This window comes from Metabacillus sp. GQ13 (genome assembly GCF_059758525.1).
Genome location: NZ_JCAXET010000001.1, coordinates 269,406 through 281,474, shown reverse-complemented (window position 1 = coordinate 281,474; position 12,069 = coordinate 269,406). Strand labels below are relative to the sequence as shown.

Here is a 12,069-nt window from a genome sequence, read left to right as displayed (position 1 = left end):
ACTAGGTTTCTTTCTATATTTGTCACCTTTTTTGTTTTTTATATTAAGTTGTTGGGTTTAACAATTTCAATATCAAAATCTAACACTTAATCAATGAAAAAAACTTTGAGAGATAGAAAAAACGAAATTAAACAGAAAAAAAGCCTGCCCAGGGGCAAGACTTTTAGTGGATAGTACGATAAACACCTATTACTTTTCCTAATATACTTACATTTCGTAAGATAATTGGTTCCATTGTAGAGTTTTCAGGCTGTAAGCGAATATAATCCTTTTCTTTAAAAAATCGTTTACAGGTTGCTTCATCTTCTTCAGTCATCGCGACAACAATATCACCATTATTAGCAGTTGGCTGTTGACGAATAATGACCATGTCACCATTTAAGATACCTGCTTCTATCATACTATCACCCATAATTTCGAGCATGAAAACATGTTCGTCATCATTTACGTATCTGTCGGGTAGGGGGAAATACTCTTCCACATTCTCTATTGCTGTTATAGGTACACCAGCTGTTACTTTACCTATAACAGGTACATTAACCACTTTGCTTTTTGGAATGGTAGAAGAATCCTCTATTTCCAAAATTTCAATTGCTCTTGGTTTGGTTGGATCCCTTCGAATCAAACCTTTAGATTCTAATCTAGCCAAGTGACCATGTACAGTTGAACTTGAAGCTAAACCAACAGCTTCCCCAATTTCACGAACTGAGGGTGGATAACCCTTCTTTTGTACCTCATCTTTGATAAAACTTAAGATATCTTGTTGTCTTTTTGATAGTTTCGTCATCCTTGTGACACCTCGGATTCCTGTAATATATGTTTAGTATAGCATCATTTTCCTGTTCGTACAAACATAAGTTCGAAAAAAAGTGTTGACTGGAACAATTGTTCGTATTATGATTATTTTATAAATACGAACAAATATTCCTATGAGGTGAGAGAATTGAAAAAAGAATCTATCATTTATATCCTATCATTCATTGTTGTATTATTAGCTATCACAGGTGCGATATCATATACTAATCAAAATGAGAATTTAGAAAATTTTTATATAGTAGAAATAGAAGAAGGTGATAGTTTATGGAGTATCGCTGATAAGTTTCATACTAATGCAAATATATCTAAACAAGATTTTGTGGAATGGGTTCAAGATAAAAATGAACTTCACTCTAGTATTATCAAGCCAGGTGATCTAGTTTTTGTACCTTTAGAAAAAGGGCACCAAATGAAATTTGAACAGATTGCTAGTGAGTAGTTAAAGTTAAATATGAATAGATGATTTTTCACATAAAGGTGTTTTCGCAAAGATTGCTGCTTTTCATTAAATGACTTAGCCCATTTTCTTTTAAATAGCTTCTAATTATAAAAAAACCGATGACTTATTTTTAAGGTAATATCTTAATGCCACTAGGTAATATCTTAATCCCGAAGTTACTGGGTACTATCCAAAGGCCGACATTACTAGTTTTGGTAGCAACAAACTTTTAGAAAAGACCCTTACATAAAATGATTAGTTTTCCATATATATAACCAAATTTCGAGCGAACCTTAAGATACATGTGGTTGAAAGTTTTAAGGATAATTTCCAGAGATTAATAGAAATGAAATTAATCTTTTTATAGCTAGGATGATGAAAATGAAGGCAATTATATATTGCAGAGTAAGTACCGATAAAAAAACACAAGATAGTTCTTTAATAAGACAAAGAGAGGAGCTAGAGATATTAGCAAAAATCCATAAAATAGATGTGATAAAGATAATAGAAGAGCGCCATAGTGGTTATGCTGTTGATCGGGATGGAATCATTGAAGCACTTGCTATGTTAAAAGACAAACAGGCTTCAATTATTCTTGTACAGGATGATACCCGTCTAGGAAGGGGGCATGCTAAAATAGCCCTTTTACATGAAATAAAGAAATTAGATGCAACACTTTTTACACTTACTGAGCAGGGGGAACCAGAATTATCAGAAAGTGATGAAATGGTCTTAAATATTCTTGCTGCTGTTGAAGAATTTCAGCGAAAACTTGTGAATTACAAAATAAAAAGGGGGATGCATCGAGCTATTGAAAATGGATATAAACCTCAAGATAATTTGTCCAATCTTGATAGGGGTGGAGGTCGTGAAAAACTTTCTGTTCCGATCGATGAAATCATAAAACTTCGTAATAAAAAGCTTACATTTCATGAAATTGCTGCAATTCTCAAGGGTCTAGGATATGATGTTAGTAAAGCAACCGTCCATAGAAGATACAAAGAGTATCTAGATAATCAGTCAAAAGAACCTCACTAACTAGTAGGATCTTCATTTACACCTTATATCCTATCTCATTAAAATGAATGAATAACTTTTTAGAATAATGGTGACGATTAAACCATTTAAGTTGCTATTCTTTACTCCTTTTAGTAATATGACATGTATGAAATATATAGGGGAGAATAGTTAATTATGTTACCTAAAAATCAACTTTCACGTATAAATGAATTATCAAAAAAATCTAAGTCAGTAGGTCTGACTGAAGTAGAAAAAGAAGAACAACAAGTATTACGAGAACAATATCTAAAAACGTTCCGTTCTTCAATGAAGAATACTTTAAAAGGTGTAACAATTGTAGATCCAAATGGAAATGATGTTACACCGAAGAAATTAAAAGAGGATAAGAAAAATAATCTTCATTGAAAGAATAAATCTTTATGGTTTATTCTTTTTTTGACTAATAACGTCTCTTTTTCTAGATTTATTTATTTTCATTTCCTTTTACAGGAATTCTTAAATAATCATAACTCAAAAGAATCTCAAACACTTCGACAAAAATAGTGTCTTCTTTCTCCGCTTTAAGACAATTCTTGCTTTATCTATCTCTTATAATAAGAGAAAAGGAATGATAGAGGAGGAATGGAATGGTGAGACACTATTACATTTATTTAATAGAGGAAGAATTTGCAAGTCACTACTTTGGTCGTGAATCTAAAATTTATCACCTTTTTCAGGACTTTTATTGGACGACTGTTCGATCCAACCTTGTTGATACCCTTGAGAAACAAATTCATTATATTACAAAGCCTATTCCGCATTTATTTATACATCAGTTACTAAATACTCATTTGGTAAATCGATCAGATTATTCGAATACGCATCATATCCATAAAATTGAATTGAAACGTAATCGTGGTAATGCTACTTTAATTGTGAAGGATCGTTATTTGGAGCTTTCATCAGACGGAAGCTATGAAGCAGAAACGATTTTTTTTGAAGTACTTAGAAAGTTTGATCCAAAATTTTTAGCAATGGACTTGCAGGGAGAAAGGTATGGTTGGTTAAATCCTATCAAAGAAAGAAATTTTGTATGAAAATAAGGAAATTACGGGACAAATGTTGTATAATATCCTTGGGTTTAGTACACTGTAAGATAGACAACATGAAGGAGGAAATATAATGGAATTATGGGTTGTTATTCTAGTAGGCGTTCTAGCACTACTTGCTGGAGTTGCGCTAGGATTTTTCATTGCGCGTAAATATATGATGACTTATCTAAAGAAAAATCCACCAATCAATGAGCAAATGTTAAAAATGATGATGATGCAAATGGGTCAGAAACCTTCTCAAAAGAAGATCAATCAAATGATGAAAGCTATGAACGGACAAATGGGAAAATAATATTGATATAATAAGGTTTTGAAATTAACTCTAATAATAATAGAAATCAGTAACTTATTAAAGAGGTCATTTCTATTGGGTTGCAGTTTTCAAGTATTTAGGGGTTTTGAAAAGGATTGAATCATTCAATTATTTTTTGTTGGGACAACCTTTCTTATTTTATTTTATCCTTTCCGAGGTCATAAAATGTCTTGGTAAATTACTTATCCTTTCCTATAACAATAGTAAAACCACTTTTTCTGGAGAAAAAGTGGTTTTTAATTGGTAATGCTAGAGTTTTGCATGTAGGTTATATACAATAAGTGTTTTTAAAGAAAATATTTTAATCTTTAATTTATATTTAATATGAAAAATGATTTACATCCTCAATAAAAAAAGACAGAACTATTTTTTGAATGATCATCCTTAATGTATTCATTTAACAATAAATCTAACTCTTGACTATATTTAATAGATTCATTTGAATTTATCCCATTTTTTAAAACGATATCAATTAATTCTATTCTTTTTTTTTCAATAACTTTAAGCATTTCTTGTTTAGACAAAAGAAATTGTCCTTTCTTTTTTAAGTATATTTCTAATATAAGTATACCCTTTTATTGGAATAATTTCAAAGGTAGTCTTTGTTGAAATTATTTGCTGCAATATTTTACTTAATTAAAATGACATGAAAGTTTAACATGTAAAACCAATAATAAAGATTCTTTTTGCTAGAATAGAGAATATCTATATTTCTAGGGGGAATAACATGACAGATATTAATGTTTTTTTAGCGTTCGGTGCTGGGTTCTTATCCTTTATTTCTCCGTGCTGCTTACCACTTTATCCAGCGTTTTTATCCTATATTACTGGGGTATCAGTAGGAGAATTAAAAACTGAAAATGCCTTATTGCAAAGGAGAAGTTTATTACATACTTTATGTTTTTTATTTGGATTTTCTTCAATCTTTATTGCACTTGGATTTGGTACTTCATTTATTGGAGAATTCTTTCAAAACTATCAAGATCTTATTCGCCAGATTGGTTCAATATTAATTATTGTATTTGGGTTAATGATTGTTGGTGTGTTCACACCAGAATTTTTAATGAAAGAACGTCGTTTTGAATTTAAAAACAGACCAGCTGGATACTTAGGTTCTGCTCTAATTGGAATGGCTTTTGCAGCTGGTTGGACACCTTGTACGGGACCAATTCTTTCAGCAGTAATTTGGTTGGCTGCAACTAATCCTAGCTCAGCAATGATTTATATGGTAGCCTATATAGTAGGTTTTGCAATACCGTTTTTACTGTTGTCTTTCTTTATCGGTAGATTTGGATGGATTAAAAAACATAATCTTATGATTATGAAATTCGGTGGCTATCTAATGATTATCATGGGGATTTTATTATTTTTTGATTTAATGACATTAATCATTATTTACCTAACAGAAATATTTGGGGGCTTTACAGGTTTTTAGTCCTTAAGAGATTATTAGTAAAAATTACTTTTGATCCAATTTTACTATAAAATATGGAATTTTTTGATATAATAAAGGAATTAGTGATAGTTATTGCGAATGTGGATATATGAGACTTAAATATGTGTCTAATTCCAAGAGGCGATCGCCTACGCATATGAGTTTGACTATAAATCAGGCATTACTTTATCATTTTTGGGGAGGAACTAGGCATGGCCAGAATACTAATTGTTGATGATGCCAAGTTTATGAGAATGACTTTATCTAATATTTTAATAAAGGCCAATCATGAAGTTGTCGGCGAAGCAGAAAACGGTGTTGAGGCAATTGAACTTTTTGTTAGAGAAAAACCAGATCTAGTAACCTTAGATATCACAATGCCAGAAAAAAATGGAATTGAAGCTCTTAAAGAAATTAAACTTGAGTACCCTGATGCGAAAATTATTATGTGTTCAGCTATGGGACAACAAAAAATGGTGGTAGAAGCAATTGAAGCCGGTGCTAAAGATTTTATTGTTAAACCCTTTGATGAGAATCGAGTGATTGAAGCAATTAGCCGTGTTTTAGGATAAGCAATAAAAAACCATTTAAGAAGTTCTTAAATGGTTTTTTATTTTTGGATTAAAGAAATACTTATACTGTGGGTAACTGCTTTGACACCTTTTTTTCAGAGCCCAGTACTAAGTAACTTGACCTTCATTCCCTAAGTCAATATCGAAACTGCCGCTCTTCGTGTTTTTTTATTCTATAGGTAATGCTCCAGTTCATTCTCACTAAACGGTACTTACGTTTTTCTTCATTCTAAAGTGATAGTAGCGAGCATTAAGTTAAGATTAACTATAAAAAGTTAAACAAAAATAATACATATAAATGTTCTTGTAGGTAATTAGGAGAAGTTCGTTTATACTAATTATAGTAGTTGCATAGTAAAGGATTGATTTATTTGGTCACAATTATTTCTTCAATTTTTGCAGTAGGGATGGCAATATTTGTTTTATTTATTCGTATAAAATCAGCTGATAAACCTACGAGCGCAAAAAAAATTATATTACCTCCACTATTTATGAGTACTGGGGCACTAATGTTTATTCATCCTATGTTTCGAGTAACGGTTTCAGAGTTTTTTGAGGCAATATTAGTTGGGATGGTTTTCTCACTCCTTTTAATTAAAACCTCAAATTTTGAAGTTAGAGGTAATGATATATACCTTAAACGGTCAAAGGCTTTTGCATTTATTTTGATCGGATTATTATTAATTCGAATCATAATGAAAACCTATTTAAGTTCCACCATCGATATTGGAGAATTAAGTGGAATGTTTTGGATTTTGGCCTTCGGCATGATTGTGCCATGGAGAATTGCTATGTTCATTTCGTTTAAAAGGGTGAAGGATCAATTAGATACCCCAACTAATATTCCGACATCATAATAGTTTGGTCTTTGTAAAAAACAAAAGACAAAAAAAACAGAAACGAATTTCGTTTCTGTTTTTTTATGATATTTTTACTGTTCTTCTAAAATAAGGCTTTATAAGAAGAGTAATCAATTTGTTTCTCGTCTAATCGTTTCATTAAGAATTTATGATCTCGCTTTGGGGTAGCTATAATATATCCGCGTATGACAAGGTCAAGAGTAATACTTGTCGCTTGTTCTTTTAAGGCTAACTGACCTATTTTACCGGCGATTTTTTCTCTTGCTACATCACGAAAGAGCTCAGGAACAGGTTCAACTAGATCTTCCAGTAAATTTTTTTCATCTCGATTCCACAGGTGTCTGGTTTTTTTCAGATAGTAATCCTGCCAATCCAATTCAGACTTTCCATCCTCTTTTGGCAGCCTTTGTAGAAACTTTCGGAACATAAAAAAGCCACCTATAGCTAGCATGGAGACTAGGAAGACAACCCAAAACATGATAAACCATAGAAACCAACCATTTAACATTACTTTCACCTCTTACTACTATCAAACTTAATACGGACATTTAGGTTTGAAATTGATCATTTCAATAAATTGTTACTCAAGAAATAACTTATTTTAAAAACAGATATTAAAACAAGGAATGATTATTAAGAGCTAGTCTTATTATACACAAGGGATAGTAATCTTGAAAACTATTCTTGATGCCCAAAAGAATGATGCTCTTTAGCTAAAATAAGAATAGCCTTTTTTACAGCGTTCACTTTATTGCGGCCATAAGATGATGCTAGTAATTCATTTAACTCTGCATGAACATAAAACAAAGAATTTTTTGTGTGGATATCAAGTCGGATTGTCCCAACATCGGTTGGTAAATATACAAATTCACATATACGCATCATTATAGCGCCTCCTTTTAATATCTAGTTAAAATTTAGGGTAATATGTATCGCTAGGTTCTTACAGCTAAAAAATGATATGGAATCTTAAAGGCTATTTCCTATCATTTATCAAATTGTTGTGAAAGCATGAAAGTTATTTTGTTAAACTTATCAGTTAATAGCCTTAAGAATAGACAATATCTAAATCCAATAATATCAGATTAAACAAAGATAATCACTCATTATTAACACAAAAAAGTGCCTGATATAAAATCAGGCACTAATCCCTTCCGATCCGTACATGGTTAAGTGTCCCGCAACAAGCGAATGTCTCGGAAGGGATATTAATATTATATACTAACTAGGTTTAATTATGCTAGTGAAGGTTCAATTTCATAAAATTTAGTTGTTAGAAGGTACTTAATCAAACAAAAAGAAACCGTTTTCCTGAAATTTAATGTAAAGATCCGATTTGTTTGTTATTATAATAAATGTTAGTACAAAATGGGGAAAGGATGATACATAATGAATTCGATTGCAGTACAATTATACACATTGAACGCTGAATGTGAAGAAGATTTTTATGGTACTTTAGAAAAGGTAGCTAAATTAGGATTTACAGGTGTCGAGTTAGCAGGTTATTGGGGCAAGGAAGCTGAGGATTTAAAGACAACTCTTGATAACCTTGGTTTAACTGCAATTAGTAGTCATGTTTCACTAGTTAGAATGGAGGAAGATCTTGAGGCTGAATTAGCATATTTGAAAACAATTGGCTGCAAAAATATTGTCGTTCCATTTTTGCAAGAAGATCAACGTGGAGATTATTCAAAATTAGCTAAGACCTTAAATAAATTTGGAGAACGAAGCCAACAGGAAGGGATAGCATTAAGTTACCATAACCATGATTTTGAACTTGAAAAAAATAATGGTAAATCCTATCTTGAAATGCTTTTTACCGAAACAAACCCGGAATATGTTAAGGCTGAGTTGGATGTTTATTGGTTAACACTAGCAGGTGAAGATCCTCTTGAGTGGATGGATAGATATAATGGACGTATGCCTTTAATTCACTTGAAAGACATGACGACTGATGATGAGAAGACATTTGCTGAATTAGGAACTGGTGGAGTAAATATAGAAGCCATTCTTAAAAAGAGTGAAGAGGCAAAAGTACAGTGGTGGATTGTTGAACAAGATAGATGTAAACGTTCCCCATTTGAAAGTATTGAAATTAGTATCAATTATTTAAAACAAACATTAGCTAAAATTTGATAAAATAAAAGGGTATACCTAAGTAGGTATACCTTTTATTTGGACGTTTAAATGATGTTTAGTAACCATATATATGCTCAGATATTTATCTAATCTAGCAAAAGGTTTAAACCTTTATGTTTTTTTCGATATGTGGTGGGCGTAATTCCTTTTTGCTCTCTAAAAACGCGAGAAAATGTTTGAAAAGACTGATAACCAACTTCCAATGCTATATCGGTTACAGGAATACTAGTTGAGGTTAATAGACTGCAAGCATGGCGAAGTCTTACTTCATGTAAGAAATGAACGAAGGTTAGTCCTATATGTTGTTTAAACAACTCGCTTAAATAGGGAACACTTACATGAAATTGCTTCGCTAAACTTGGTAATGTGATTTCTTCAACATAATGAAGATGAAGATACTGAATAATATCCCATATGATTGCCTTTTTCATCGTCTTTTTATTTGATAGAAAATTGGGTTCTGAACCCTTACGAAATCTTTCAAATAAAACAAATAGTTCTGCCATTTTTGCTTTTATTACTACTTCTTTATAAAGTTTTTTTGTGCAGTACTCATTAAGCATGTCATATAAATTTTCTTTCATCTTCAAAAACTGTTGTTTTTTTAAGTTTATATAGGGAATCAACTCATATTCTTCTGAAGTTGAGAGTAAATCTTGTAATCCAATTTCATGAATGAGACTTAAATCAAACATACAATTGAATAATAATAATGGTGTATCCCTTTCCGCAGTAATCTCATGGATTTGGTACGGAAGGATAAACGTAAATGTCCCAGGTTTCATTTTATGTTTTTTACCGTTTATTGTTTCAAAACCCTCACCTTCTATTACAAGAGAAAATTCAAGATAGTCATGACGATGTGAAGGAAAAGTTGATTTAATTTCATTAATAGATAAATGAAAAGGAAATGTAGTATTCATATTTGGATATTCAGAAAAGTATTTTGGGAATGTCGTCATTAATTTAGTTACCTCCCTATCAGAAAAAATGAGATAAACATATGAAAATATGATCTGCAATTATAACAGTTTTATTTTATCATACTATGTAAGCGTTATAACAACTAGAAATAAAAGCTTCAATTAAAAGTAGAATAAAATGATTGTTAAAAGTGAACTAAACTTAATAATACATAAGATGGAGGTATTTTTTATGGGAACACAAAAGATAAAATTAGGTATGATTGGTGCAGGCGCTATAGGGAGTGTTCATTTGGAAACCTTTGGAGTGCTCACAGATGATATTGTATTTCAAGGTATTACAGACGTATACTTGCCTTTAGCAGAGCAAAAAGCTAAGGAATACGGTATCCAAAAGGTTTATACAAGTACTGAGGAATTGATTCATGATTCAGAAATAGATGCTGTTATTATCGGCGTACCAAATAAATGGCATGCACCCTTAGCAATACAGGCGTTAAAGGCTGGAAAGCATGTTCTAGTTGAAAAGCCTATGGGGATAAACGGTGATGCTGCAAAAGACATTGTGAGAGCACAGCGTGAGTCTGGAAAGGTTGTCATGGTGGGACATCAAATGAGATGGCAATGGCAATTTCAACAAATAAAGGAACAAGTTGAAAAAGGAGCTTTAGGTGAAATTTATAATGCTAAAACAGGATGGTTCCGTAGAAAGGGAATACCTGGCTGGGGCAGCTGGTTTACTCAGAAATCAGAAGCAGGCGGAGGTCCTTTAATTGATATTGGCGTACATATGGTGGATTTAGCTCTTTATCTAATGGGCAACCCTAAACCAGTTTCTGTTTATGGTTCTACGTATGCTGAATTTGGACCAAAGAAAAAGGGAATTGGAAATTGGGGAACTCCTAACTGGGATGGTCATTACGATGTGGAGGACTTGGCAACTGCTTTAATTAAAATGGATAATGGCTCTACATTATCACTCGAAGTAAGTTGGGCTGTTCATATGGATACTAGTAATGAACCATTTATTCATCTAATGGGTACAGAAGGTGGGGCATCTCTATCTGGAAATACTGGGAAAATATTAACGGAACAATTTGATCGTCCAATTGATCTCGACCTCTCGCAAAATGGAAATGAAGAAGAGGAACGAGTCCGTTTAAGTAAGCATTTTATTGAATGTATTCATGAAGGAAAACAACCTATTACATCTGCTATGACTGGATTAGCAAATAATCTAATACTAGATGCAATTTATGAGTCATCCAAAACAGGACGCGAAGTATTACTTGACTGGAATATTTAATGTAGTCCTTTTCTGAAAGTAGATGCAACTCATATGAATTTAAGCTATTTTCAATGAAAATGTCAAAGTAATTATGCAATAAGAGCCAGTAGTGTTTTATACGAAGAAACAATCTTTGCGAAAAATAGTTTATTCTAATTTTTAAAGTCAGCTTTACTAAGAAAACAATAAAATGGATTTACTATTCGGTACCCTTTTGGGTACCTCATTTTTTCCATGAAAGGGTGTAAGATGACATGTTAAGAGGAATAACTAAAGCTGGTTTGGGAAATATCTCAGATGATAAACGGTTCATTGAGTTAGCTGCTGAATTTGGTTTTCAATCAGTTGATTTAGATGCTTTTAGTTTCGTAGATCAATATGGTCTTGAAAAAGCAAGAGGAATTTTAATGGAAAACAACATGATAGTTGGTTCTATTGGTCTCCCTGTAGAGTGGCGGACATCAACAGAAGAGTTCAACCAAGATCTAACTAAGCTAGCTTCTGTAGCGGAAGCAGCTGCAGAGCTAGGAATTACACGGTGTTGTACATATATTTTACCATCTACAGACCTAAAATCAGCAAACTTTATGAGTCTTGCTGTGACGAGATTAAGAATTTGTGCTGATATTTTAGGATCATATGGTATCCGCTTAGGTCTTGAATATGTTGGTCCACATCATTTGAGGAACAGATGGGCAAATCCATTTATTTGGACACAGCAAGAAACGTTAGAATTTATAGATGCGATTGGCTTACCGAATGTCGGTTTACTACTTGATTCCTACCATTGGTATACTACGGGGTTAACAAGTGAAGATTTGGCAAACTTAACTGAACATCAAATTGTCCATGTTCATATTAATGACGCATATAATCTGCCAATAAAGGAATTAAAGGATAATGATCGACTAATTACAGGGGAAGGCGTTATTGATTTACCTTTATTTTTAAATAGTATTAAGCGAACAGGGTATACTGGCCCTATAGCCCAAGAGGTTCTTACAACTACTACCCCTACAGAATCAGTTGAAGAGTTATTAAGACGTACTAAGAATGGATATGATAAGGTTTTTTCTAAGCTATAGAAAGTATATTTATCGTTTACGAGCAAGGAGCAGTTGGTTAAGACAACCACTGCTTCTTATTTTGGAAAGAATTAGCATGGAGAGCTAA

Annotated in this window: 16 protein-coding genes; 11 read left to right on the top strand and 5 right to left on the bottom strand. The window is 32.3% G+C overall.

Features of this window, described 5'->3' with window-relative positions; translation table 11 throughout:
- Positions 1–163 precede the first annotated feature (163 nt).
- Entirely contained in the window at positions 164–787 is a 624-nt protein-coding gene (gene lexA, locus AC6CHR_RS01425) for a transcriptional repressor LexA (RefSeq protein WP_498246661.1), read from the bottom strand.
- A 156-nt stretch (positions 788–943) separates the two neighbouring features.
- Between lexA and yneA the strand changes: the two genes are divergently transcribed.
- The 5 genes from yneA (at position 944) to AC6CHR_RS01400 (ending at position 3,658) form a co-directional block, all read left to right on the top strand.
- A complete protein-coding gene (gene yneA, locus AC6CHR_RS01420) occupies positions 944–1,255 on the top strand; it encodes a cell division suppressor protein YneA (RefSeq protein ID WP_498246660.1) in 312 nt (103 codons plus the stop codon).
- A 381-nt stretch (positions 1,256–1,636) separates the two neighbouring features.
- Positions 1,637–2,293, top strand: a complete 657-nt coding sequence (locus tag AC6CHR_RS01415; RefSeq protein WP_498246659.1) for a YneB family resolvase-like protein — start codon at positions 1,637–1,639, stop codon at positions 2,291–2,293.
- 156 nt (positions 2,294–2,449) lie between these two features.
- Positions 2,450–2,680: a DUF896 domain-containing protein gene (locus tag AC6CHR_RS01410; RefSeq protein ID WP_498246657.1), complete on the top strand. Its 231-nt coding sequence runs from the start codon at positions 2,450–2,452 to the stop codon at positions 2,678–2,680.
- 221 nt (positions 2,681–2,901) lie between these two features.
- Positions 2,902–3,351, top strand: a complete 450-nt coding sequence (gene sirA, locus AC6CHR_RS01405) for a sporulation inhibitor of replication protein SirA (RefSeq protein ID WP_498246656.1) — start codon at positions 2,902–2,904, stop codon at positions 3,349–3,351.
- An 85-nt stretch (positions 3,352–3,436) separates the two neighbouring features.
- Positions 3,437–3,658 carry a YneF family protein gene (locus AC6CHR_RS01400; RefSeq protein ID WP_498246655.1) on the top strand — a complete coding sequence of 74 codons (222 nt, stop codon included), beginning with the start codon at positions 3,437–3,439 and terminating at the stop codon, positions 3,656–3,658.
- A gap of 365 nt (positions 3,659–4,023) precedes the next feature.
- Here the strand turns inward: AC6CHR_RS01400 and AC6CHR_RS01395 are convergent, their stop codons facing one another.
- Positions 4,024–4,203, bottom strand: coding sequence for a Spo0E family sporulation regulatory protein-aspartic acid phosphatase (locus AC6CHR_RS01395; RefSeq protein WP_498246653.1), 180 nt, complete (start codon positions 4,201–4,203; stop codon positions 4,024–4,026).
- A gap of 203 nt (positions 4,204–4,406) precedes the next feature.
- Between AC6CHR_RS01395 and AC6CHR_RS01390 the strand changes: the two genes are divergently transcribed.
- From AC6CHR_RS01390 to AC6CHR_RS01380, 3 genes are all read left to right on the top strand, one after another.
- Positions 4,407–5,114: a cytochrome c biogenesis protein CcdA gene (locus AC6CHR_RS01390; protein WP_498246652.1), complete on the top strand. Its 708-nt coding sequence runs from the start codon at positions 4,407–4,409 to the stop codon at positions 5,112–5,114.
- A 212-nt stretch (positions 5,115–5,326) separates the two neighbouring features.
- The gene (locus AC6CHR_RS01385; RefSeq protein WP_498246651.1) at positions 5,327–5,686 is read left to right on the top strand and encodes a response regulator; all 360 of its coding nucleotides are present in this window, start codon (positions 5,327–5,329) and stop codon (positions 5,684–5,686) included.
- Positions 5,687–6,057: 371 nt separating this feature from the next.
- Positions 6,058–6,543, top strand: coding sequence for a CcdC family protein (locus AC6CHR_RS01380; protein ID WP_498246852.1), 486 nt, complete (start codon positions 6,058–6,060; stop codon positions 6,541–6,543).
- 85 nt (positions 6,544–6,628) lie between these two features.
- Here AC6CHR_RS01380 and AC6CHR_RS01375 read toward each other — a convergent pair whose 3' ends face one another.
- Both AC6CHR_RS01375 and AC6CHR_RS01370 read right to left on the bottom strand, forming a co-directional pair.
- Positions 6,629–7,054, bottom strand: a complete 426-nt coding sequence (locus AC6CHR_RS01375) for a DUF2621 domain-containing protein (protein WP_498246650.1) — start codon at positions 7,052–7,054, stop codon at positions 6,629–6,631.
- A 170-nt stretch (positions 7,055–7,224) separates the two neighbouring features.
- A complete protein-coding gene (locus AC6CHR_RS01370; RefSeq protein ID WP_498246649.1) occupies positions 7,225–7,431 on the bottom strand; it encodes a hypothetical protein in 207 nt (68 codons plus the stop codon).
- A 504-nt stretch (positions 7,432–7,935) separates the two neighbouring features.
- Between AC6CHR_RS01370 and AC6CHR_RS01365 the strand changes: the two genes are divergently transcribed.
- Positions 7,936–8,682, top strand: coding sequence for a sugar phosphate isomerase/epimerase family protein (locus AC6CHR_RS01365; protein ID WP_498246648.1), 747 nt, complete (start codon positions 7,936–7,938; stop codon positions 8,680–8,682).
- Between the two features lie 89 nt (positions 8,683–8,771).
- Here the strand turns inward: AC6CHR_RS01365 and AC6CHR_RS01360 are convergent, their stop codons facing one another.
- Positions 8,772–9,647, bottom strand: coding sequence for a helix-turn-helix domain-containing protein (locus AC6CHR_RS01360; RefSeq protein ID WP_498246647.1), 876 nt, complete (start codon positions 9,645–9,647; stop codon positions 8,772–8,774).
- A 193-nt stretch (positions 9,648–9,840) separates the two neighbouring features.
- Here AC6CHR_RS01360 and AC6CHR_RS01355 point away from each other — a divergent pair, with 193 nt between their 5' ends.
- Entirely contained in the window at positions 9,841–10,914 is a 1,074-nt protein-coding gene (locus AC6CHR_RS01355; RefSeq protein ID WP_498246646.1) for a Gfo/Idh/MocA family protein, read from the top strand.
- A gap of 236 nt (positions 10,915–11,150) precedes the next feature.
- The gene (locus AC6CHR_RS01350; RefSeq protein ID WP_498246644.1) at positions 11,151–11,981 is read left to right on the top strand and encodes a sugar phosphate isomerase/epimerase family protein; all 831 of its coding nucleotides are present in this window, start codon (positions 11,151–11,153) and stop codon (positions 11,979–11,981) included.
- Positions 11,982–12,069 lie beyond the last annotated feature (88 nt).